The organism is Streptomyces sp. NPDC031379 (assembly GCF_055569615.1).
Genome location: NZ_JBVIIT010000032.1, coordinates 56,415 through 77,877 on the forward strand (window position 1 = coordinate 56,415; position 21,463 = coordinate 77,877).

The 21,463-nt window shown below is 72.4% G+C and carries 20 protein-coding genes; 9 read left to right on the plus strand and 11 right to left on the minus strand.

Going from position 1 to position 21,463, the window contains the following annotated elements; genetic code table 11:
- Positions 1-155: 155 nt before the first annotated feature.
- On the plus strand, positions 156-797 hold the full coding sequence (locus tag ACZ5CW_RS35765; RefSeq protein ID WP_468608971.1) for a hypothetical protein: 642 nt from the start codon (positions 156-158) through the stop codon (positions 795-797).
- An 87-nt stretch (positions 798-884) separates the two neighbouring features.
- Here ACZ5CW_RS35765 and ACZ5CW_RS35770 read toward each other — a convergent pair whose 3' ends face one another.
- The gene (locus ACZ5CW_RS35770; protein WP_468608973.1) at positions 885-3,245 is read right to left on the minus strand and encodes a SpoIIE family protein phosphatase; all 2,361 of its coding nucleotides are present in this window, start codon (positions 3,243-3,245) and stop codon (positions 885-887) included.
- A gap of 207 nt (positions 3,246-3,452) precedes the next feature.
- On the minus strand, positions 3,453-4,277 hold the full coding sequence (locus ACZ5CW_RS35775) for a lysozyme (protein WP_468608975.1): 825 nt from the start codon (positions 4,275-4,277) through the stop codon (positions 3,453-3,455).
- Positions 4,278-4,519: 242 nt separating this feature from the next.
- On the opposite strand from ACZ5CW_RS35775, the gene ACZ5CW_RS35780 reads away from it, so the two are divergent.
- Entirely contained in the window at positions 4,520-5,011 is a 492-nt protein-coding gene (locus tag ACZ5CW_RS35780; RefSeq protein ID WP_468608977.1) for a MarR family winged helix-turn-helix transcriptional regulator, read from the plus strand.
- 51 nt (positions 5,012-5,062) lie between these two features.
- On the opposite strand, the gene ACZ5CW_RS35785 is transcribed toward ACZ5CW_RS35780, so the two are convergent.
- Positions 5,063-5,851, minus strand: a complete 789-nt coding sequence (locus tag ACZ5CW_RS35785; RefSeq protein WP_468608979.1) for a protein phosphatase 2C domain-containing protein — start codon at positions 5,849-5,851, stop codon at positions 5,063-5,065.
- 384 nt (positions 5,852-6,235) lie between these two features.
- On the opposite strand from ACZ5CW_RS35785, the gene ACZ5CW_RS35790 reads away from it, so the two are divergent.
- The 5 genes from ACZ5CW_RS35790 to ACZ5CW_RS35810 are packed head-to-tail and all read left to right on the plus strand — an operon-like array spanning position 6,236 to position 12,120.
- On the plus strand, positions 6,236-9,286 hold the full coding sequence (locus ACZ5CW_RS35790; RefSeq protein WP_468608981.1) for a sensor histidine kinase: 3,051 nt from the start codon (positions 6,236-6,238) through the stop codon (positions 9,284-9,286).
- Positions 9,283-9,795, plus strand: coding sequence for a roadblock/LC7 domain-containing protein (locus ACZ5CW_RS35795; RefSeq protein WP_468608983.1), 513 nt, complete (start codon positions 9,283-9,285; stop codon positions 9,793-9,795). Before ACZ5CW_RS35790 ends, ACZ5CW_RS35795 begins: the two co-directional genes overlap by 4 nt.
- Entirely contained in the window at positions 9,792-10,199 is a 408-nt protein-coding gene (locus ACZ5CW_RS35800) for a DUF742 domain-containing protein (RefSeq protein ID WP_225823271.1), read from the plus strand. Before ACZ5CW_RS35795 ends, ACZ5CW_RS35800 begins: the two co-directional genes overlap by 4 nt.
- A complete protein-coding gene (locus ACZ5CW_RS35805) occupies positions 10,180-10,839 on the plus strand; it encodes a GTP-binding protein (protein WP_468608986.1) in 660 nt (219 codons plus the stop codon). The genes ACZ5CW_RS35800 and ACZ5CW_RS35805 overlap by 20 nt, the downstream gene beginning before the upstream one ends.
- 27 nt (positions 10,840-10,866) lie before the next feature.
- Entirely contained in the window at positions 10,867-12,120 is a 1,254-nt protein-coding gene (locus ACZ5CW_RS35810; protein WP_468608988.1) for a styrene monooxygenase/indole monooxygenase family protein, read from the plus strand.
- Positions 12,121-12,150: 30 nt separating this feature from the next.
- On the opposite strand, the gene ACZ5CW_RS35815 is transcribed toward ACZ5CW_RS35810, so the two are convergent.
- From ACZ5CW_RS35815 to ACZ5CW_RS35830, 4 genes are all read right to left on the minus strand, one after another.
- The gene (locus ACZ5CW_RS35815) at positions 12,151-13,236 is read right to left on the minus strand and encodes a C40 family peptidase (protein ID WP_468608990.1); all 1,086 of its coding nucleotides are present in this window, start codon (positions 13,234-13,236) and stop codon (positions 12,151-12,153) included.
- Positions 13,237-13,348: 112 nt separating this feature from the next.
- Entirely contained in the window at positions 13,349-13,651 is a 303-nt protein-coding gene (locus ACZ5CW_RS35820) for a hypothetical protein (RefSeq protein ID WP_468608992.1), read from the minus strand.
- 10 nt (positions 13,652-13,661) lie between these two features.
- On the minus strand, positions 13,662-14,312 hold the full coding sequence (locus ACZ5CW_RS35825) for a TetR/AcrR family transcriptional regulator (protein WP_468608994.1): 651 nt from the start codon (positions 14,310-14,312) through the stop codon (positions 13,662-13,664).
- A gap of 98 nt (positions 14,313-14,410) precedes the next feature.
- The gene (locus ACZ5CW_RS35830; RefSeq protein ID WP_468608996.1) at positions 14,411-15,349 is read right to left on the minus strand and encodes an AurF N-oxygenase family protein; all 939 of its coding nucleotides are present in this window, start codon (positions 15,347-15,349) and stop codon (positions 14,411-14,413) included.
- Positions 15,350-15,472: 123 nt separating this feature from the next.
- Between ACZ5CW_RS35830 and ACZ5CW_RS35835 the strand changes: the two genes are divergently transcribed.
- Together ACZ5CW_RS35835 and ACZ5CW_RS35840 are read left to right on the plus strand one after the other, a co-directional pair.
- Positions 15,473-16,582, plus strand: a complete 1,110-nt coding sequence (locus ACZ5CW_RS35835) for a ferritin-like domain-containing protein (protein WP_468608998.1) — start codon at positions 15,473-15,475, stop codon at positions 16,580-16,582.
- A gap of 52 nt (positions 16,583-16,634) precedes the next feature.
- Positions 16,635-17,450: a hypothetical protein gene (locus ACZ5CW_RS35840; protein WP_468609000.1), complete on the plus strand. Its 816-nt coding sequence runs from the start codon at positions 16,635-16,637 to the stop codon at positions 17,448-17,450.
- On the opposite strand, the gene ACZ5CW_RS35845 is transcribed toward ACZ5CW_RS35840, so the two are convergent.
- From ACZ5CW_RS35845 to ACZ5CW_RS35860, 4 genes are read right to left on the minus strand one after another with little or no spacing between them, the layout of a single operon-like run.
- Positions 17,434-17,946 carry a DUF3291 domain-containing protein gene (locus ACZ5CW_RS35845; protein WP_468609001.1) on the minus strand — a complete coding sequence of 171 codons (513 nt, stop codon included), beginning with the start codon at positions 17,944-17,946 and terminating at the stop codon, positions 17,434-17,436. The two genes, ACZ5CW_RS35840 and ACZ5CW_RS35845, sit on opposite strands and share 17 nt — an antisense overlap.
- Before the next feature lie 45 nt (positions 17,947-17,991).
- Positions 17,992-19,449, minus strand: a complete 1,458-nt coding sequence (locus tag ACZ5CW_RS35850) for a penicillin-binding transpeptidase domain-containing protein (protein WP_468609057.1) — start codon at positions 19,447-19,449, stop codon at positions 17,992-17,994.
- A gap of 23 nt (positions 19,450-19,472) precedes the next feature.
- Positions 19,473-20,834, minus strand: coding sequence for an FtsW/RodA/SpoVE family cell cycle protein (locus tag ACZ5CW_RS35855; RefSeq protein ID WP_468609003.1), 1,362 nt, complete (start codon positions 20,832-20,834; stop codon positions 19,473-19,475).
- A 43-nt stretch (positions 20,835-20,877) separates the two neighbouring features.
- On the minus strand, positions 20,878-21,393 hold the full coding sequence (locus ACZ5CW_RS35860) for an SH3 domain-containing protein (protein ID WP_468609005.1): 516 nt from the start codon (positions 21,391-21,393) through the stop codon (positions 20,878-20,880).
- Positions 21,394-21,463: the final 70 nt, after the last annotated feature.

Consider the following 21,463-nt stretch of genomic DNA (forward strand, 5'->3'; position numbering starts at 1 on the left):
GATGGGGGGGGGGGCCGGGGGGCTGGAGCTCCCTTTTGGGAAAGGGGGTGGGGGGGGGGGGGGGGGGGGGGGGGGCGCGCCGGGGGCCTCCCCCCCCCCCCTCGGCCCCGGATACCGAAAAGAATTTGCAGCCCCCTCCAGAAACGAAATCCCTCATGATGAGCAAAACCCGGAAGAACGGCTTGACCGTGGCCGTCGCCACCCTTCTGTTTCCCCTCGGAGTCCTGATCCCGGCCGGTGCCGCCGTAGCCGCGGCCGCGCCGCAGAGCGTCACTTCCTCGGTGACAGGCGGAGACCATCACGAGAACAAGGAAAAGGACAAGAAGGAAGGAAAGGGGAGCCACGGTCACAAGAAGTCCGGCCACGGCAAGCACGACCGGCACCACGGAGACCACGACTCCTGCCGGGCCGGCAATGCCACGGGCGGCAATGGCGGCAACGGCACCGGCGGAGACGCCACGGTCTGCACGGCCCCGGGTGGCACGGGCACCGGTGGCGCCGGCGGCCGCGGCAGGGGGTCGTGCGGCGGCAAGGGAACGAACGGCCGCAACGGAACCGGCACCAACGGCAAGAGCGGCCCGCCGTGCCCCGACGGCAAGACGCCGCCGCCTCCGGACCACGGCGGCTCCACCACCCCGGACGCGCCTCCCGCGCACGAGCCCGCTCCGGACACCGGCAGCACCCCGCCGCCGGACGCGCCCGCTCCGCAGCCCGAGCCCCAGCCCGCCCCGGACACCGGCGGCTCCGCGCCGGACACGCCCGCTCCGCCCCCTCCGCCCGACGTGGTCGTCAAGTGATCGCCCCGACGGGCACCCCGGGTGAGATCTCCTGAGCCCCTTGCCCCGCCGCCCCGCGGCGGGGCAAGGGGCTGTGCGGGCGCCTTCTCAGACCCGGACGACCGTCTGCTCCGCCCACACCGTCTTGCCGACCCGGTCGTGCCGGGTGCCCCAGCGTTCGGCGAGCTGGGCGACCAGCAGCAGACCCCGGCCGCCCTCGTCGAAGATCCGGGCCCGCCGCATGTGCGGAGTGGTGCCGCTGGAGTCGTACACCTCGCTGATCAGCTTGTTGCCCTGGTGGATCAGCCGGAGCTGGATGGGTGGGCGGCCGTAGCGGATGGCGTTGGTGACCAGCTCGCTGACCATCAGCTCCGTGGTGAACGCGATGTCGTCCAGGCCCCAGGAGGCCAGCTGCTCGTCGGCGTACCGGCGGGCGAGGGCGACGACGCTGGGTTCGTTGTCCAGCGCCCAGGAGGCGACCCGGTCCTCGTGCAGGGCGCGGGTCCGGGCCACCAGCAGGGCGATGTCGTCGTCGGGGCGATGGGTGAGCAGCTCGGCGAGCACCCGGTCGCAGACGGAGTCCAGCGACTTCGCGGGGCGGCCCAGTGCGGCGAACATCTTGTCCAGCGCCTCGTCGATGTCGTGGTCGCGGGCCTCGAACAGCCCGTCGGTGTAGAGGGCGAGCAGGCTGCCCTCGGGCAGTTCCGTCTCGAAGGCCTCGAAGGGCAGCCCGCCGAGCCCGAGCGGCGGTCCCGCGGGCACGTCGAGGAAGCGGACGGTGCCGTCCGGAGTCACCACGGCGGGCGGCGGATGCCCGGCCCGGGCCAGGGTGCAGCGGCGCGAGACCGGGTCGTAGACCGCGTACAGGCAGGTGGTGCCGATGCCGCCGGCGGTCTCGGCGGACGGGTCCGCGCTGCCCTCGTCGGCGGCGAGCCGCAGGACAAGGTCGTCGAGGTGGGTGAGGAGTTCGTCGGCCGGCAGATCGACGTCGGCGAGGGTGCGCACCGCCGTGCGCAGCCGGCCCATGGTGGCGGAGGCGCGCATGCCGTGGCCCACCACGTCGCCCACGACGAGCGCCACCCGCGCCCCGGACAGCGGGATCACGTCGAACCAGTCGCCGCCCACGCCGGCCCGGGTCGCGGCGGGCAGATAGCGGGTGGCGATGTCCAGAGCCCCTTGGTCGGGCAGCGTGTGCGGCAGCAGGCTGCGCTGCAGGGCCATGGTGGTGGTGCGGGCCCGCGAGTAGGAGCGGGCCTGCTGGATGCCGGTGGCCGCCTTGGCCGTGAACTCCTCGGCGAGCCGCAGATCCTCCGGGCCGAACGGCTCCCGGTCCCGGTGGCGGCCGAAGAGGGCCACGCCGAGGGTGCTGCCCTGGGCGAGCAGCGGCACCGCGAGCACCGACCGGGCACCGGACGCGCGCAGCCACGCGGCGCCCGGGTCCAGCGCCGCCCACTCGGCGACGGCCGGGTCCGTCGTGTCGTACAGGAGCGGACTCCCCGCCGTCAGGCAGTGCGCCGGAGGGGAGTCCGCCGGGCAGACGATCGCCTCGCCCACACCGGTGCCGTACGCCGGCCGGTCGCTGTCCGGAACCGCGCGCAGGGCGGCGCGGCGCAGCACGACCGGGCCCGGCGGCGGGGCGGTCTCCTCGGTGCCGGTACGAGGGGAGTCGAGCAGGTCGACCGCGATGACGTCGGCCAGCCGGGGGACCGTGACCTCGCCGAGTTCCTGCGCGGCACGGGCCTGGTCCGCCACCGTGCCGGGGCGGGAGGCGGTCTCGCCCGAGGGGCGCTGCCGGGCGGCGGTGTCCTGGGCGGGCTGCTGCGTGGACAGGCAGACGGCCCGCACTCTGCCGCCGGCGTCCTTGAGCGGGGTGAGGACGATGACGCGGCCCAGTTCCGGGCCGAGGCGGAGGCGCACCTCCTCGGGCCGGCCGGACTCCAGCGCCAGCCGCATCGAGCGATCGGTCTCCTCGCTCGCCGCACCGGGCACGATGTGGGCGAGACGCAGCCCGCGCATCGCCGCCTCGGGCAGGGCGAGGGCGTGCTCCATCCGGCGGTTGGCGCGGACCAGCCGCAGCTCCCCGTCGAAGATGGCCAGCGGGAAGGGCGACTGCAGGAACGTCCACTCCTCCAGCGGCTCGCCGCGGGGCGGCTGGGCCCGGGCCGTCACGGCGCTCACCACCAGCCAGTCGACGACCCCGGCGTCCGAGGTCCGCCGGTGCACGAGCACGCCCAGCTCCACGGACCGGCCGTCCTGGTGCCTGAGCGGGACGCTGCCGTTCCAGCGTTCCCGCCCGGCCAGCGCCCGCCGGGCCGCCGCGCCCTCGGCGGCGAGCAGCGCGGTGGCCGGCCGTCCGACGACCGCCGAGGAGTCGTAGCCGAGCAGCCGCCGGGCGCCCTCGCTCCAGCTCGTGAGGATGCCGTGCTCATCGATGGTGGCCGTGGCCGTGTACGTCGACTGTCGCTCCATCGCCGCTCATCTCGCCCTTGCTCGGCAGGCTCTCCCTGACCAGCATGATCCCGGCCGGCGCCGAACACCAACGCAGGGACGGGCGGGGAAGGGGCCGGGCCGCGGGAGGAGGGGCGGAGCGAAACTCCTGTCCGTGCCGCGTCCGCGTCGAGCCCGGCCCGCACCGGTGCGGGCCGGGCTCGACGCGGATCGCGATCCCGGAAGCCCCTAGCCGAGGGCCAGGGCCTGCACGCGGTCCAGGGCTCCGTTGAACTTGTCGTGGTCGCCGACGGTCGGCCCGGAGGAGGTGTACTGCCACATCGTGTAGTACGACCAGCCGGCCGGCAGCGTCCCCGGGTCCGAGGCGTACCGGGCGATCCACAGCGGGTTGTTCGCGGCGAAGCCGCCGTAGTTGCCGGTGCACTGGGTCCACCAGCTGGTGGCCGTGTAGATCACGGCGTACCGGCCGGTGCGCGCCTTGTAGGTGTTGATGAAGTCGGCGATCCAGCTGACCATCTGGCTCGCGGTCTTGCCGTAGCAGGCGGCGCCGTAGGGGTTCCACTCGATGTCGAGGACGCCGGGCAGGGTCTTGCCGTCCCGGGACCAGCCGCCGCCGTGGTCGACGAAGTAGTTGGCCTGGGTGGCGCCGCTGGTGGTGTCCGGGGTCGCGAAGTGATAGGCGCCGCGGATCATGCCCACGTTGTAGGAACCGTTGTACTGCTGGGCGAAGTACGGGTTCGTGTAGTAGGTGCCTTCGGTGGCCTTCGTGTACGCCCAGCGCACCCCGCTGTTCCACAGGGTCGACCAGGCGACGTTGCCCTGGTGGCCGGAGACGTCCACGCCCTCGGTCTGGGTGACGTCACCCGTGCTGGGCGTGCCGTTCTGGCCGTCGTGCGCGAGGACGCCCACGCCCATGTGGGCGGAGCCGCGGCTGGGCGTGGTCGCGGCCTGGGCGGAGGTGAGGGGAACCGTGAGGGCGAGTGCCGCGAGCAGCGCCGTGACGAGGACGGCGAGGGGGCGCGGGCGGACGGGGCCGGGTCTGTGCACGGGCATGGCGTGCCTCCGGGGAGTGGGGTGGGGGGACCGTGGCAGTGACCGTTGGGGTGGGGGGCCGCACCAATGGCGTGGGCATGCCATTGATTGCCTGATAAAGAAGCTACGCACGTAGATGATGGCGGGGGAAGGGGGTCCGGACACCGCCGTTGGTCTACGCCTGCGAAATACTTACGGAGCTGCGGCAATGACGACAATTGACGGAAACTTTCAGGACCGCGAAACCGAGCAGAGGTGCTGACGTGCACGAGGACGGAAACGGCGACGCACATCGCGTCGCCGGCCAGGTGACGCCCAGTGGTGCAGACCAGGAATTCCTGGCGCTGGAGCGCGAGTTGACCGTGCTGCTGCGGCGCGCCCGGGCCAACCAGGGCGAGATGGCCCGAGAGGTCCACCCCGACCTGGAGTCCTCCGCCTACGGACTGCTCATCCGGCTGGACGAGCTGGGCGGCCAGCGGGCCACCGAACTCGCCGCCTACATCGGCGTCGGCAAGGCCACCATGTCCCGCCAGCTGCGCGCACTGGAGGAGCTGGGCCTGATCGCCCGCCAGCCCGACCCCGCCGACGGCCGCGCCTGGCTCGTCACCCTCACCGCCGAGGGACGCGGCCGGGTCGGCAAGGTCCGCGAGGCCCGCCGCGCCCGCTATGTCAGCCAGCTCTCCCACTGGGACCGCCACGAGGTGGCCGAACTGGCCCGCTTGCTGCACCAGTTGAACGTCGGCATGGACAAGTAGACGGGACCCGGTCGGGCCGGACCCCGACCGGCCGGAAGCCGGGCGGGAGCCTCACAGCTGCGCGTACACCACCGTCGCGTCGTCATGCGTCTTGCTCCGCCCCAGGAACGCCCGCTCCTCCCGGTCCGCCGTCTCCAGTTCCCGTACCCGCTCGACCAGCGACCGGGCACCCTCCTTCTCGATCATGTCGAACAGGGCCGCCCAGTCGCCCTCGCGGAACTTCTCCGTCCAGCGGGTCGCGCCGTCCGTCAGCGCGGCCAGCGCGCGGACCTCGCGCCGGGGCAGGGAGCCGGTGACCGCGCGGGCGGCCACCGAGGGGTCGGCGGCGGCGGTGAAGAAGCCGCCCTCCTGGTTGCGCAGGGTGGTGTCCACCAGGGCCTCGTCGGCCAGCGCGGAACGGGGGAGCCGGTCGAGCCGGTCGTCCAGCACCGGGACGACCGTGCCGTCGGGGCCGCTCAGCAGCAGCGCCGCGTCGGACAGCACCAGGTACTCGACCGTGTCGGCGGACCACCGGGCCAGGGCGACGGTCGCCTGCGGCGTTCGCGGGTGAGAAAGGTCACAGGTGCCCGAATGAACCTCGGCGGTGCGTCCGATCGCCCGCGCGAGAACCTCCGGGAGCGTCAGATCTCGCCCCGAAACGGTCAGTTCGGTCAGTGCGCCGCCGAGTCGTGCGGTGAACCAGGGGACGGAATGCAGACAGCCCGTCCCGCCGCCGGGCGGGGTCACTCCGTCCAGGACGACCACGCAACCTCCCTGCCCCGAGGCGGGGAGTGCGAGACCGGCGAAGTCCTCGTTGGGGCGGGCGGCGGTGCCGGGTTCCGAGACGAGATCAGTTCGCATCCAGCCAGTCTGCACCAGGCCTTCACAGGCTTCGCCAAAGGCTGGCAAGCACCGTGGAAAGAGCACGACCCCGCAGGTCAGCCGCCAGGTTTGGGTGAGAATGATCCATTCCGGGAAGGCGTGTCGGCGAATACTGCCAAAGCCGGCCGCGCGCGTCCAACCGGCCCGCCGCGCAAGGGGGCGGACCGCGCCGCCGGAACTTGCCCGCCAACTCCCCTCCGATGTTCACTCCTTCGGGTGGCGGGTCAGGTGATGCACGACCACTGCCCACCGGCGCTGGGAGGGTCGGGAACCGTACGAACCGGGTGTACGCACCACTTGGCGCCGAAATGACGGGGCGCCACCCGGGCCCCTGGGTATACGAGTTCAGGATTGCGAGCACCGGTGCAGAAGAAGCGGCCTCGGCGCACAGGCAGGCAGACGGCCCCCGCGGGGACCGACCCGCAGACCCCCGTGGGCACCGGTCGTCCCACCCATGTGCGCACCCGGCTGATCGTCGCCGTCGCGGTGGTCGCGGCGGCTGTCGCGGGGGCCGGTGCGCCGGCCCTGCTCACGGCGTCCCGGGACGTCAGCGACTCCCAGGACCTGGTGACGCTGGCCGCCCGCACCCAGGACGCACTCGTCCTCGCCCACTCGCTCGCCGACGAGCGTGACGAGGTCACCTCCTACATCGCGGCCGGGCGCCCCAAGTCCAAGGCGCCCGCCGAGGACCGCAGCGCCCGCGTGGACCGGCAGGTCGAGGAGCTGCGCGCGGACACCGACACCCCGGCGAGCCTGCGCACCGACCTCGACGCCATCGCCGCCGTCCGCCGGTCCGCGCTCACCGGCAAGAGCACCGCCCTCCAGGCCCACCAGGCCTACTCGGCGACGATCACCGAGCTGCACCGGCTCGCCGAGCAGCTGGCCGAGCAGATGCCCCCCAGGGCCGGCTCCGGCGCCTACGCGCTCGCCGAGCTGGACTCCGCCGTCCAGCAGTCCGCCGCCGCCCGCGGCCTGCTGCTGGCCGCGCTGAACGTCCCGTCGAGCACCCAGACGGTGATCAGTCCCGTCACGGGCCTGCCGACCACGACCACGACCACGACCGAGGCGGACAGGAAGCAGCGCGACGCTCTCACGGCCGCCGCCCAGCAGGCCCGCCTGCGCGCCGACGCGGCCCTCGCCGACTTCCGCGGGACCGCCCCCCAGGCCGCCGTGGACTCCTACGGCTCCACGGTGACCGGCCCCGAGGTCAACTCCGCCGAGAAGTACCTCGCCACGCTCACGGACCAGGCGACGCTGGCCGACAGCGAGCTGACCACCAGCACCAAGAAGCTGGACGCGGCCCTGTCCGCCCGCGTCGACCTGATGCGCGGTGCCGAGTCCGCGCTCTACGACCGCCGCACCAAGGACCTCGAGAAGCTGCGGGACGACGACGTCACCGCCCTGGAGATCCGCATCGCCGTCCTCGGCGCCCTGATGCTGGTGGCGATCGGCATCGCGACCGCCATGGCACGCACCCTCACCCGCCCGCTGTCGGTCCTGCGCCGGGGCTCGGCCCGCCTCGCGGAGTCCGAGGACCCGGCGACCCAGGACCCGATCGCCTTCACCGGCCGCAACGACGAGTTCGCCCAGGTGGTCCGCTCGGTCAACGCCCTGCACGCCCACGCGGCCGCCCTGCACGAGCGCGTGGCCACGCTGGAGAGCGACCGCAAGCACCTGGTCGGCCAGCGGCAGAAGATGGCCGACGCCCGCGAGGAACTCCGCGCCGAACTCGCCGAGTCCGCCGCCCAGCTGGACCGCCTGCGCACCAGCATCGGCTCCACGTTCGTCAACCTCGCCCTGCGCACCCTCGGCCTGGTCGAACGCCAACTGGCGGTCATCGAGAACCTGGAGGAGCGAGAGCAGGACCCCGAGCGCCTCGCCACCCTCTTCAAACTGGACCACTTCGCCACGGTCATGCGCCGGCACAGCGAGAACCTCCTGGTCCTCGCCGGCACCGAGCACGTCCAGCAGCACCACGGCCCCGTCCCGCTGGTCGACGTGGTCCGCGCGGCGGTCAGCGAGATCGAACGCTACGAACGCGTCCGCATCGCCGCCCTGCCCCCGCACGCCCACGTCGCGGGCTTCGCCGCCGACGACCTCTCCCACCTCCTGGCCGAACTCATGGAGAACGCCACCTCGTTCTCCCCGCCGGAGCTGCCCGTCGAGGTCTCCGGCTGGCTCCTGGAGTCCGGCGAGGTCATGCTGTCGGTGCAGGACGAGGGCATCGGCATGGCGGGCGACCGCCTGGACCGCCTCAACTCCCGCCTCGCCGCCTTCGACCCCGAGTCCCCCTACGACCAGGAGGGCGAGGCCGGCCTCGGGCTCGGCCTCTACGTCGTCGCCCGCCTCGCCCACCGTCACGGCGTCCGGGTCCAGCTGCGCGAGCAGAAGCAGGGCGGCATCGCCGCGGTCGTGGTCCTGCCCGCCCCGCTGCTCGCCGAGGCCCCGCCGGCCTCCCTCCCGCCGCAGACCACGGTCCCGGGCGGCACCGGCGCCTTCTCCCTCCCCGGCGCCGACGCCGAGGCCAACTCCAACGTCCTGCCCGGCCGGGCCAAGGAGGGCGACCTCCTGGTCGCCCTGGCGGAAAAGGCGGTCCTGGACGCCTCCGGCGGTCCGGCGGAGGAAGGCCACGGGGCCGCGTCCGGCTCCCGGGCGGAGTCGGATGCCTCCGCCGTCCCGGCGGCAGCGGGGCAGACCGCGCACGACTCCGCCGAGCCCACGCTCCGGGACGCCACCGGCCACCCGGCCGGGCCGGACGTGCGGGACACGGGCGCCGGCCGGGCCGACGAGGCCGTGCGGGACGCGTTCGGCGGGGCTGCCGAGGAGACGGTGACGCCCCCGTCCGGCAGGCCGGCGGACAGCGACGTGCACCAGCAGGCCGAGCAGGACGGCGAGGACACCGAGACCCGCCCGAAGGCCCCGGCGGAGACCTACGCCGAGACCACGATGGAGCTGCTGCTCCCGGACCTCGCGACCGGGCCCGCCACCGAACCGGCCCCGGCTGCCGCCGACGGCGCACTCGTCCCGCAGGCGCGAGCCGCGTCCGACGACGGCCACCGCACGGACGGCACACGTGGCGCGGATGGGGACGACCGCGCCCGAGGCGAGACCGAGCCGCAGGCCGCGCCCGCCGAGGCGCCGCAGCCGGCCGTGGAGGACCGGGTCACCAGCAAGGGCCTCCCCAAGCGCACACCCAAGATCACCGCACCCGCCGCACCGCCCCGCCCGCGCAGCGGAAGCGTCGACGCCGATGCCCTGCGCCGCAGGCTGGGCGGCTTCCGCCAAGGCGCACAGGCCGGCTACCGCGACGTAGAGGCGGAGATCGCCGAACAGACGGCCGGCCACCAGCGGCCGACCACCTACGCACACGCCGAAGAAGCCACGGGGGGCACAGCCGAGGAGGCAAGCAGTTGACCGCGCCCAGTACCTACGGACTGAGCAGTGAAGCCCGCAACCTGCACTGGCTGCTGACCAACCTGGTCGAGGAAGTACCCGGCATCCAGTCCGTCGCCGTGGTCTCCTCCGACGGTCTGCTGCTGCTCTCGTCCGACCCGGGCCGCACGGAGGAGGCCCGCCAGGCCCGCGGAGCCAAGCGCAGCGGCCCCCGCGGATCCTCCGCCGACCTCGCCACCATCGTCTCCGGCATCGGCAGCCTCACCGTCGGCGCCGCGAAGCTGATGGAGTTCGGCGGGGTCAAGCACACGATGGTCGCGATGGAGGAGGGCAGCCTGTTCGTGATGTCGATCAGCGACGGCTCGCTGCTCGGCGTGCACGGTTCCGCCGAGTGCGACCTGAGCGTGGTGGCGTACCACATGGCCCTGTTCGTGGGCCGCGCCGGCCACGTCCTCACGCCGGAACTCCGCTCGGAACTGCGGCAGTCGCTCGAGTCCCGGCCGTCCGAGTCGGCGGGGAGCGCCCGATGAGCGGCACACCGAAGCTCCCCGTCCGCGGCGGCGACCGCAAACCGGCCCGCGTCCGCCCGTACTCGCTCACCGGCGGCCGTACCCGCTTCGGCCACGTCCTCCTCGTGGAGACGTTCGTGGCCGCGCTGGAGGCCCCCGAGGAGCGCAAGGAACTGACGAATGGTTCCCTCACCACCCGGGTCATGCCGGAGATGCGGGCCATCGTCGAGCTGTGCCGCCGTATGCGCACGGTGGCCGAGATCGCCGCGCTGCTGAAGATGCCGCTCGGCGTGGTCCGCGTACTCCTGAGCGATCTCGCGGACCAGGGAAAGATTCGTGTGTACGGCACCGGAACCGGTCACGGCACCGGCCGCCCGGACCGCGCTCTGCTGGAAAGGGTGCTGAGTGGACTCCGCCGTCTCTGACGCCGCCGCCTCCGCCGTCGGAGGCAACCCCCTCGCCGCCGGGTACGCCGAGCCCGACGACGACCTGAAGTCCTGGCAGACGGACCGCACCCGGGCCCCCATCGCCACGAAGATCGTGGTGGCCGGGGGCTTCGGCGTCGGCAAGACCACGCTGGTCACCTCCGTCTCGGAGATCACGCCGCTGCAGACCGAGGCGCTGATGACCGAGGCCAGCGAGGACACCGACGATCTGTCCGCCACGCCGGAGAAGCTCACCACCACCGTGGCCATGGACTTCGGCCGCATCACGCTCGACGACGACCTGGTGCTCTACCTGTTCGGCACGCCGGGCCAGCAGCGGTTCTGGTTCATGTGGGACGACCTGGTGCGTGGCGCGATCGGTGCCGTCGTCATGGCCGACACCCGCCGGCTGAAGGACTGCTTCCCGGCCCTGGACTACTTCGAGAGCTGCGGACTGCCCTACGTCGTCGCGGTCAACCACTTCGACGGCAGCGAGCGGTTCGAACCCGAGGACGTTCGGGAGGCGCTGACGATACCCGCGCACATCCCTGTCATGATCATGGACGCGCGGCGGCGGATCTCGGCCATCGAGACCCTCCTGGCCCTGGTGGCCCACGCGCTGGACGAAACCCCCGAGTAGTCCTCACCCGTAGGAGGCACCACCCGCATGCGGAAGATACTCGTCGTCGGAGCCGGCCAGTCCGGGCTCCAGCTCGCCCTCGGCCTGCAGTCGCACGGCTACGAGGTCACCTTGATGTCGAACCGGACCGCGGACGAGATCCGCTCCGGCCGGGTCATGTCGACGCAGTGCATGTTCGACACGGCACTGCAGCACGAGCGCGCTCTCCAGCTGAACTTCTGGGAGTCCCAGGCCCCGAAGATCGAAGGACTCGGCGTCTCGGTCGCCGCCCCCGGCTCGCACGACCCGGGCCCCACCCAGCGGGCGATCGACTGGGTGGGCAGGCTGGACGGGTACGCGCAGTCGGTCGACCAGCGGGTGAAGATGGCCGGCTGGATGGAGACCTTCGCGCAGCGCGGCGGCCAGCTGGTCATCCACGGCGCGGCGGTCGGCGACCTCGACTACTTCTCCCGTGCCTACGACCTCGTCCTGGTCGCGGCCGGCAAGGGCGAGCTGGTGTCGATGTTCGCCCGCGACCCCGAGCGCTCCCCGTACGCCGAGCCGCAGCGCGCCCTCGCGGTGGCCTACGTCCACGGGCTCGGCCCGCGTCCGGAGCACCCGGAGTTCGACGCGGTCCGCTGCAACCTGGTCCCCGGTGTCGGCGAGCTGTTCATCATGCCGACGTTCACCACCTCGGGGCGGGCCGACATCCTGTTCTGGGAGGGCATACCCGGCGGTCCGCTCGACGTCTTCAACGGCGTCAAGGACCCGGCGGAGCACCTCTCCCTGACCCTGGAACTCATGGAGAAGTTCACGCCCTGGGAGTACGCGCGGGCGACCAAGGTCGAACTGACGGACGCCGGCGGCACGCTGGCCGGCCGCTACGCCCCGACCGTGCGCAACCCCATCGGCCGGCTCCCCTCGGGCGGTCTGGTCCTCGGCGTGGCCGACGTGGTCGTCGCCAACGACCCGATCACCGGACAGGGCTCCAACTCCGCGTCCAAGTGCGCGGCCGCGTACCTCGCGTCCATCCTGGAGCGCGGGGACAAGCCGTTCGACGAGGAGTGGATGGGGGCCACGTTCGACCGGTACTGGGCCACCGCCCAGCACGTCACCAAGTGGACGAACGCGATGCTGGCGCCGCCGCCGGAGCACATCCTCAACCTCATCGGGGCCGCGGGCCAGCTGCAGCCGGTGGCTGATCGTTTCGCCAACGCGTTCAACGATCCGGCGGACTTCGAGAACTTCTTCTACGAGCCGGACAAGACGCAGGCCTACCTGGCCTCGGTCGCCGGGGCCTGATCGTCACGGGGCGCGGGTGCGTCGGCGGCCTCAGGCCGTCCGCGGCCGGCCGCGCCGCTCCCCGCGCCCCTCGGGGTCCGGCCCCGGGGCGGCGTCGGGGCGCACCGCGCCGAGGATGGGGTTGGCGGCCATCGGGGAGATCCTGATGGCCTGTCCCGGTCTCGGCGCCTGTACGACCTCGCCGTTCCCCACGTACATCGCCACGTGCGTCGCCTCGGGGAAGTAGACGACGAGGTCACCCGGGCGCAGGTCCTTCAGCGGGATCCTTCTGAGCCGCTTCCACTGTTCCTGGCTGGTGCGGGGGATGGGTGTGCCCGCACGCTCCCAGGCCTCGGACGTCAGGCCCGAGCAGTCGTACGCCGAAGGGCCCTCCGCTCCCCACCGGTACGGCTTGCCCAGCTGGTTCATGGCGTAGTGGACGGCCCGCTCGCCCTCGGTGGAGGCGGGGCGGTCGGTGGGGAGGGCGCCGGCGGTGGTGAGCCTCTCCTGGGCCTCGGTCGCCCCCTGCCGTTCCAGGCGGGCGATCGCGGCCAGTTGTTCGGGTGTGAGGGCGGCCAGCAGGCGTTCCACGTTCGCCAGTGCGTCCTGGACGCCGTCGCGCTGCCTCTTCTGCTGTCCGGCGAGGGTGAGCTGGGTGTCGAGCGCCTTGCGGGCCGCCCGTGCCAGGGCGTCCTTCCGCTTCTCCGTGGCGGTGAGCCGGGCCACCGTGCGGGCCCGCCGGCGGGTCAGCTCGCCGATGACATGGCCCTCGTCCAGCGCGTGCTGCGGGTCGCGGGCGAGGAGCAGACGGACGTAGGAACCCAGACCGGTGCTGTTCTGGTACTGCTGCCGGGCCAGGCGGCCGGCGTCGGTCCGGCTGTCCCGCAGCGCGAGGCGGGCGCGGGCCAGTTCGCCGTCCAGGCGGGACACCTGGGCGCGCTGCCGCTTCAGTCTCTCCGTGGTGGCGTTGTAGGTCTCGGTGGCCTGTTCGGTCTGCCGGTACAGCCGCTGAAGGTCCGTCAGCAGCTGGGCGACGGACCGCTCCGGTTCGGGTGCGGCCACGGCGGGCACGGGCGCGAGGACGGCCTGGGCCGACAGTGCCGCCGTACAGGCCAGGCGCAGAAGTCTTCCTGACACGTCATCACCTCCGTCGCGGGGAGTACGGACCCTCCGGCTCCCGTCGCAACGTGATAATCAGACGTGTCGGTGCGAGGTGTGCGCCAAGCCTGAGCGGTTCGGCGCAACCGTTTCACCCGTTCGAGTCACCCGGCTTGCCGGGCGGCGCGGTGTCCGGCCTGGACCAGGGCCACCGGAGCCTGCCGCCGGACCGGTCGTCGGGGTCGTACCGGTACTTCCATCCCTGGATCAGGCCCAGCCGCCGGCTGTGTCCTCGGGTCACACGGCGGTAGACGTGCACGGTGGGCGGCCCGCCCCCGGCGTCCGGGACGGGGATGCGGTACGTCTTCGGGGGGTGTCCGGTCGGGCCGAGCAGGACGGGCAGCACGCGTCCGTCCAGGGGGCCGCCCTCGAACGGGGTGTCCTGGCTCTTCACGGCTCCAGTCTCAGCCTTCCTCGGCGAGTGCGCCGACGAGGGAGGCCGTCTGAGCGTCACGGCCCGCCGTGACCGTGAGGACGGCCACGAACTGCTCCACCAGCCAGTCGCGCAGTTCCTCCACCGGGGGCTGCTTGTCCTCGTCCAGCCAGATCAGCGAGGCCGCCTCCACGGCCGTGATCCACATCCGGACGGTCATCCGCAGGCGGGGGCCGGGGCTCGTGACGCCGAGGTGGCTGAGGATGTGCTCGGCGGCGGCCCGGCGCACCCCGTCCACGATGGCGGTCGTCCGGGACGTCTCCACCACGCTCCCGCCCTGCAGCAGCGCGCTGAAGCCGGTGTCGTGCTCGTCCACGAAGGTCAGATAGCGGTCGAGGGCGCGGGACAGCCGGGGCAGCAGCGGGCCCTCGCGGGGCTCGTCGAAGCACTGCTGGAGTTCTTCGGCGGCGGAGCGGAGCGCGGCCTCGTACAGCTGCTGCTTGCCGCCGGGGAAGTACCGGTACACCAGTGGGCGCGAGACCCCGGCCGCCTCCGCCACGTCGTCCAGCGACACGTCCTCGGGGGCGCGGTGCGCGAAGAGGGAGAGGGCGGAGTCGAGAAGCTGACTTCGCCGCTCCTCGACGCTCAGGCGACGGTAGGCGGGGGTGGCCGACGGGGTCATGGCCGTCAGCCTAATCGCTGCGCGGCGGGGGCCGTCTTCGTCTTCCGGCCCGTCGTGGCTGGTCGCGCGGTTCCCCGCGCCCTTCGGGGCGCTCCTGCCTACGCCAGCAGCCCCGAGGACCTCCACAGCCGTCGGCCGACGCCCCGCAGTACCCCGATGTCGTCCAGGAAGTCCGTCAGCCGCTTCGCGCCCGTCTGCATGACCTCCCGCCGGTGCGCACTCGCCTTCACCTGCGCCATGGCCTCCCGCTTGTCGAGGCCGACGTTCGTGTACACCTCGGGGTTCACGAAGGCGACCGAGAAGACCCGGGCGAACTCGCCGGACGTCACCCGGGTGAACTCCTGCGACCACTTCGGTGCGGTCACCATCTGGCGCCGCAGTTCCTCACGGGCGTACCGGACATGGCGCGCCTCCTCGACCACGTGGATGCGTGTGACGCCCCGGATCAGCGGCTGCACCCGCTCGTCGGGGAACGTCAGCCGCTGCATCCAGTCCAGGACCTCCTCGCCGAGCAGCGTGGCGGTGAAGGAGCCGGGGGTCGTGGAGATGGTCTTGAAGAGGCGGCCGAGGTTCTGGTGGGCGCGGCTGACCGGGTACCAGGGCGTGCCGCCGTGCGAGATCAGCCGCGCGAACATCTTCGAGTGCCGGCACTCGTCCTCGATCTCGGTGAGCGCGTACCGCACATGCGCGCTCGTCGCCGCCTTGTCGTAGATGTGCCGGACGAGCAGCTGCATCAGGATGATCTCGAACCAGATGCCGAGCGAGGCGAGCGCCGCGGCCTCGTGCCGGGAGAGCAGGATGCGCTGTTCCTCGCTCATGCGCTTCCACATCGGGGTGTCGTACAGCGACACCAGCTCCGGCGGCCAGAACCACTTGCCCTCCTCGAAGGGCGCGTCCCAGTCCAGCTCCTTGTCCGGGTCGAAGGAGTGCTTGGCGGAGGAGACGAGCAGCCGTTCGGCCACCTGCTCCCGGTCCTTGAGCAGGCCGAGCGCGTCGCGCAGGCCGTCCAGCGCGTCCGCTTCCGTCAGGGTCGTCATGGCTCCCTCACCTCGTTACCCGGGGGTAGTCGTCCTGCCTCTTATGAGACTGCCTGTCAGCAAGGCCGTCAATCCCTTGCGCATGACTTGTTGACTCCGCGTCTACGTGTGAGTCTGCGAGGTATGCCGACCCGAGACCTGTACGCCAACGACCCCGAAGGCCCCGCCTGGCAGGTGCCCGCCAGCGGTGCCGCCCGGTTCAGCTGGGAGTACGACGGCGGCCGTGACCGCCTGCTCGCCCTGTACCAGAAGGGCAAGGACAAGCAGTGGGACGGGGCCAAGCGCATCGACTGGGACCTGGAGGTCGACCCGTACGACGCGCTGGGCACGCCCGAGGAGGCCATGTCCCTGTACGGCACGACGTACTGGGACAAGCTCACCGACAAGGACAAGGGCGAGCTGCGCCGGCACTACGCCTCCTGGCAGTTCAGCCAGTTCCTGCACGGCGAGCAGGGCGCGATGATCTGCGCGGCGCGGATCGTGGAGTCGGCGCCCGACCTGGACGCCAAGTTCTACTCCGCGACCCAGACGATGGACGAGGCCCGGCACGCCGAGATCTACGGCCGGTTCCTGCACGAGAAGATCGGCCTGGTCTACCCGATCAACGACAACCTCCAGTCGCTGCTGGGCGACACCCTGCGCGACAGCCGCTGGGACATGCCCTACCTCGGCATGCAGGTGCTCATCGAGGGGCTGGCGCTGGCCGCCTTCGGCATGATCCGGGACACCACGGACAAGCCGCTCCCGAAGCAGATCCTGACCTACGTCATGCAGGACGAGGCCCGGCACGTGGCCTTCGGCCGGATGGCGCTCAGGGACTACTACAAGCAGCTCACCGACGCCGAGCTGCGCGAGCGCGAGGAGTTCGTCATCGAGGGCTGCTACCTGATGCGCGACCGGCTGCGCGGAGTTGAGGTGCTGGAGAACTTCGGCATTCCCAAGGCCGAGGCCGAGGCGCTGAGCGAGCGGTCCGAGTTCCTCCAGCTCTTCCGCAAGCTGCTGTTCAGCCGGATCGTCCCGTGCGTCAAGGACATCGGCCTGTGGGGCAAGAGGCTGCAGCAGGCCTATGTCGACATGGGCGTCCTCGAGATGGGCGACTCCAGCCTGGATCTGCTGATGGCGCAGGACGAGGAACTGGCCGACCAGCTGGACGCCGAGCGGTTCGCCGCGGAGGAGCGGGAACGGGTGGCCGAGGTGCGTCAGGCGATCGAGTCGGGGGCGGGGGAGGCCTGACCGGTTCGGGCGCGATTCCCGGTCGTTCACCCGCGTGCAGTAGCGTGCTGGCGTGTCCATGCCTCCGCCGCCGCAGCAGCCGCAGTATCCGAACCAGCCGCAGCCCCCGTACGGGCAGCAGCCCCCGCAGGGCGCCCCCGGCCCCTACGGCTCCCCCTACCCCCAGCAGCCGTACCCGCCGCAGGCGCCCCAGCCCCAGCAGCCGTACCCCGCGTGGGGCGCGCCGCCCATGGCGCCGCCCCCGAAGAAGCGACGGGTCGGCCTGATCCTCGGGATCGTGGGCGGTGTGATCGCGGCCGGTGTCGCGGTGCTCATCCTGATCGGGGTACTGGCCGAGAGCGGCTTCCCCGAGGCGAAGGAGAAGCTCACCCTGCCCAAGACGCTGGTCGACGGCAAGTACCAGCTCGGCCAGGACCTCTCCGGTTCCGAGGGCAAGAAGATCGAGGACGAGGCGGACGGCGCCTGGGACGCCAAGGACACCCACGGTGTCGTCGGCAGCTACACCCTGGGCGGTGACGAGAGCAAGGGCACCCTGGTGGTGTCGGGCATGTACGGACGGTTCAAGAACGCCGACGCGGCCCGCCGGAACATGATGAAGGGCGCCGCCGAGGGCGACGGCGCCAAGGTCGCCGTGCCGGTGAAGGACTTCGACCTGGACGTCACGATCAGCTGCCAGGTGCTGACCCAGAACCAGCTCGGCACGAAGATCACCCTGCCGATGTGCGCCTGGGCCGACGGCAACACGGGTGCCACGATCGCCGAGGTGACCACGGAGGGCGTGACGCAGGACCCGTCGGAGGTGGACCTGGAGGCGCTCGCGAAGCAGACCCTCCAGATCCGCTCCGAGGCGGTCAAGCCGATCGGCTGACCGTCACCGCCTCGCCGGTCTCACCGGCCTGCCCGGCCTCCCCGGGAGGGAAGGACGTCCGCAGCGTGAAGGCGTACGGCGTCGCGCCGTGCGCCCTCAGGTGCCGCAGCCGGTCCTCCGCCTCGGCGACCGTCGGGCGGTGGCCGGCCGGTACCCACCACAGGGTGGCCATCGCTTCCTGGAGCCGCTCGAACCATTCCCTGCGCCGGGCCAGCAACTCCCGGTGCAGGCCCTGGTACATGAACGCCGTGAGGGCGTTCGTGTCCCGCCACACCGACATGTTGATGATCAGCCACTCGTCGCCGAGGACGGGGATGTCGGTCGCGTTGCCGGAGTCGTTCTGCAGGCGCCAGACGAAGCCGTCCGAGGCGTCCGCCGCCGCGTTCACGGGGTCGAGACCGTCGACGAAGTCCTTCAACTCGGGTGAGTCCAGCGGAAACTTGAGGCGGGCGATGTTGACCTGGGCGAGTTCGTACGCGGCTGCCGTATCCGTCATGGCCGCACGGTAGGTCGGCGTCGGCCACCACCGGTACCCCCCGTCTCACAGGCCGAGAACGGCCCGCATCACCGCCTGCGCGATCGGCGCCGCGTCCCCGCCGCCGCTGATCTCGCCCCGGTTCGCCGCCGCGTCCTCCACCACCACCGCGACCGCCACCCCCGGCTCCAGGGCGTCGTCGGCCTGCGCCCAGGAGACGAACCAGGCGTACGGCACACCGGAGTTGCCGACCCCGTGCTGGGCGGTGCCGGTCTTGCCGCCGACCGTGGCGCCGGGAATGGCCGCCCGGGTGCCGGTGCCCTCCTCGACCACATCGGTCATCAGCTCCTTCAGCCGGGTGGCCGTGGACGGCCGCATCACCTGCCGGGCCGGATGCGCCCCGGCCCCGGCGATCGTCTCGCCGCCCCGCCGTGTGGTCCGCTCCACCAGGTACGGCGACCGCAGCCGGCCGTCCCCCGCGACGGCCGCCGCGACCATCGCCATCTGCAACGGCGTGGCCCGCGTGTTGTACTGCCCGATCGACGACAGCGCCAGCTGTGCCCGGTCCACGTTCCGGTCGAAGGTGCTGGGCGAGACGGAGAACGGAATGCGCAGGCCGGTGTCGTTGAACCCGAAGGCACGGGCCGTGGCCGCCATGTCCCGCACCCCCACGTCCACACCCAGCTTCGCGAACACCGTGTTGCAGGACCACTCGAAGGCCGTCCGCAGCGAGGCGTCCCGGCAGCCGTCGGCCTCGTTGGTCAGCAGGGTCCTGGTGCCCGGCAGCCGGTAGGGGTCGGGGGAGTGGGTCCGCGCGTCCATGTCGGTGACCACGCCCGCGTCCAGCGCCGCCGCCGCGGTGACCACCTTGAACGTCGACCCCGGCGGATACGTCTGCCGCGCCGCCCGGTTGAGCATCGGCTTCTCCGGGTCGTGGTTGAGCCGCTCCCAGGCCGAGGCCACGGCCTCGCCGTTGCCGGACAGCTCCGCGGGGTCGTACGACGGGCTGGTCACCAGCGTCAGGACGCGGCCCGTGGCCGGCTCGATCGCGGCCACCGCGCCCTTGCGGCCGGCGAGCCCCCGGTACGCGGCCTCCTGGGCCCGCCGGTTCAGGGTCGTGACGACCTTCCCGCCCGGACTCCGCTTGCGCGTCACGTCGTTCCACAGGGGGAGCGGCGACAGCATCGGGTCGGTGCCGGACAGCACCCCGTCCGCCGCGTGCTCCAGCAACGCGGTGCCGTACATCTGCGAGGCGAAGCCGGTCACCGGGGCGTACAACGGGCCGTCCCGGTAGGTGCGTTCGTAGCGCAGCTGCTCGCCGGTGTCCACGGAGCCGGTGACCGGCTCGCCGCCGACCAGGATGTCGCCGCGCGGCTGCTGGTAACGGGCGATGGCCGCCCGGCGGTTGGCCGGGTTGCCTTGATGGTCGCCGGCCTGCACGAGCTGCACCCGGGCGGCGTTCACCAGCAGGGCCGCCAGCAGCAGGGTGCAGAACGCGCAGGCGTGCCGGATGTACCGGGCCATCGGCCGGCCGCCGCTGTACTCGGTCACGGAGCCTCCCGCCCGTCGTACTGGCTGCGCGCCGAGTCGCTCACCCGGATCAGCAGCGCCACGATCGCCCAGTTGGTGACCACGGAGGAGCCGCCCTGGGCGAGGAACGGCATCGCCATGCCGGTCAGCGGGATCAGCCCGGTGACCCCGCCCGCGATCACGAACACCTGCAGCGCCAGGATCGAGGCCAGCCCGACCGCGAGGAGCCGGCCGAACGGCTCGCGCAGGGCGAGGCCGGCCCGGTAGCCGCGCTCCACGAGCAGGGCGTACAGCAGGATGACCGCGGCGAGTCCGGCCAGCCCCAGCTCCTCGCCCGCGGTGGCCAGGATGAAGTCCGACTTGACGGCGAAACCGATGAGGACCGAGTGCCCGAGCCCGAGCCCGGTGCCGAGGAACCCGCCCGCCGCGAAGGCGAACAGCGACTGGGCGAGCTGGTTGGGCCCCTGCCCGGCCTCGATGGTGGCGAAGGGGTGCAGCCAGTCCTCGATCCGGCCGCCCACGTGCGGCTCGAGACGGCCGACGGCGAAGGCGCCGAGCACGGCCAGCAGCAGCCCCACCGCGATCCAGCCGGTGCGGCCGGTGGCGACGTACAGCAGCACCACGAAGAGCCCGAAGAACAGCAGCGAGGTGCCGAGGTCGCGCTCCAGGACCAGCACGCCGACGCTCAGCAGCCAGATCGTCACGATCGGGCCGAGCACCCGCCCGGTCGGGAACTGTACCCGCCACACCCGCCGGCCCGTGTACGCGAGGGCGTTGCGGTTGTCGGCGAGGTAGGCGGCGAAGAACACCGCGAGCAGCACCTTCGCGAACTCGCCCGGCTGGATGGAGAACCCGGCGATCCGGATCCAGATACGGGCGCCGTTGACCGCCGGGAAGAGGATCGGCAGCAACAGCAGCGCCAGGGCCGCGACCACGCACACGTAGGAGTAGCGCTGGAGCAGCCGGTGGTCGCGCAGCATCAGGACGACGGCGATGAACAGCCCCACCCCCAGCGTGGACCACACCAGTTGGGTGGGGGCCGCCCGGTCGCCAGGGGTCTCCAGGTCCAGCCGGTAGATCAGCACCAGGCCCAGCCCGTTGAGCAGCACGCCGATCGGCAGCGGCAGCGGATCGGCGTACGGCGCCCGGATACGGACCGCGACGTGCGCGAACAGGGCGAGCACCCCGAGCCCGGCGCCGTAGCCGACGGCACCGGGCGGGACGGTGCCGGTGCGCGCCAGCCCCACCGCGCAGTAGCCGTACACGGACAGCAGGACGGCCAGCACGATGAGGGCGAGTTCGATGCCCCGGCGCCGGGGGAGGCGTACGGCGGGTGCGGGAGCCTGGGCCGCCGCCACGGTGGTTCCGGCCTTCGTCATGCCCGGAACCTACCTAAACAGGACGTCTTGCGTGCCGTGCCCCCTAGCACCAGCGTGGCGTGGGCCCGAGGGTGCTGATGTAGCGTGCCGGGCCCCAGGCCCAGGTGCCGTCCGTGAGCAGGTACCAGATCCGGTTGGCCCCCACGTAGCCGCCTGCGGTCCGGCAGAAGATGGAGAGGACCTGGCCCTCGCGGACGAAGCGGACGCGCCGGCCGACCCGGTCCGGACGGTCGAGCAGCCAGATGCCGCCTCGCGCGGTGACGACTCCCAGGTAGCGGCCCGATGTGTCCAGGTTCCCGACGCCGCCGGGGGCGTTGACGAGGTTGCCGTTGTCGTTCCCGACGTTGCCGAGGCTGCTGGCGAGGTTGCCGTTGTCGTTCCCGACGTTGCCGAGGTCGCCGTTGTCGGTGGGCGCATTGCCCTGACCGCCGTTGTCCTGCTGGACGGTGCCCGGATCGTCGTTGTCGGCCACGGCCGGGGCGGCCGCGACGCCGGTGACCAGAGCCCCGGTGGCCACGGCTATGGCCAGCCCACGGGTGAGGGACGAGCGCAGGGGCATGGGAGTACCTCCGGGAAACGGGCGAAGCCTGACTCACCGCCACATTAGGGGCGGGCGGGTCGGGGTGCGC

Coding starts and splice junctions, on each gene's coding strand:
- ACZ5CW_RS35775 (WP_468608975.1), bottom strand. CDS start 4,277: ATGCCCGTGCACAGACCCGGCCCCGTCCGCCCGCGCCCCCTCGCCGTC.
- ACZ5CW_RS35860 (WP_468609005.1), bottom strand. CDS start 21,393: ATGCCCCTGCGCTCGTCCCTCACCCGTGGGCTGGCCATAGCCGTGGCC.
- ACZ5CW_RS35765 (WP_468608971.1), top strand. CDS start 156: ATGATGAGCAAAACCCGGAAGAACGGCTTGACCGTGGCCGTCGCCACC.
- ACZ5CW_RS35835 (WP_468608998.1), top strand. CDS start 15,473: ATGCCGACCCGAGACCTGTACGCCAACGACCCCGAAGGCCCCGCCTGG.
- ACZ5CW_RS35770 (WP_468608973.1), bottom strand. CDS start 3,245: ATGGAGCGACAGTCGACGTACACGGCCACGGCCACCATCGATGAGCAC.
- ACZ5CW_RS35800 (WP_225823271.1), top strand. CDS start 9,792: ATGAGCGGCACACCGAAGCTCCCCGTCCGCGGCGGCGACCGCAAACCG.
- ACZ5CW_RS35785 (WP_468608979.1), bottom strand. CDS start 5,851: ATGCGAACTGATCTCGTCTCGGAACCCGGCACCGCCGCCCGCCCCAAC.
- ACZ5CW_RS35850 (WP_468609057.1), bottom strand. CDS start 19,449: ATGGCCCGGTACATCCGGCACGCCTGCGCGTTCTGCACCCTGCTGCTG.
- ACZ5CW_RS35845 (WP_468609001.1), bottom strand. CDS start 17,946: ATGACGGATACGGCAGCCGCGTACGAACTCGCCCAGGTCAACATCGCC.
- ACZ5CW_RS35855 (WP_468609003.1), bottom strand. CDS start 20,834: ATGACGAAGGCCGGAACCACCGTGGCGGCGGCCCAGGCTCCCGCACCC.
- ACZ5CW_RS35825 (WP_468608994.1), bottom strand. CDS start 14,312: ATGACCCCGTCGGCCACCCCCGCCTACCGTCGCCTGAGCGTCGAGGAG.
- ACZ5CW_RS35830 (WP_468608996.1), bottom strand. CDS start 15,349: ATGACGACCCTGACGGAAGCGGACGCGCTGGACGGCCTGCGCGACGCG.
- ACZ5CW_RS35810 (WP_468608988.1), top strand. CDS start 10,867: ATGCGGAAGATACTCGTCGTCGGAGCCGGCCAGTCCGGGCTCCAGCTC.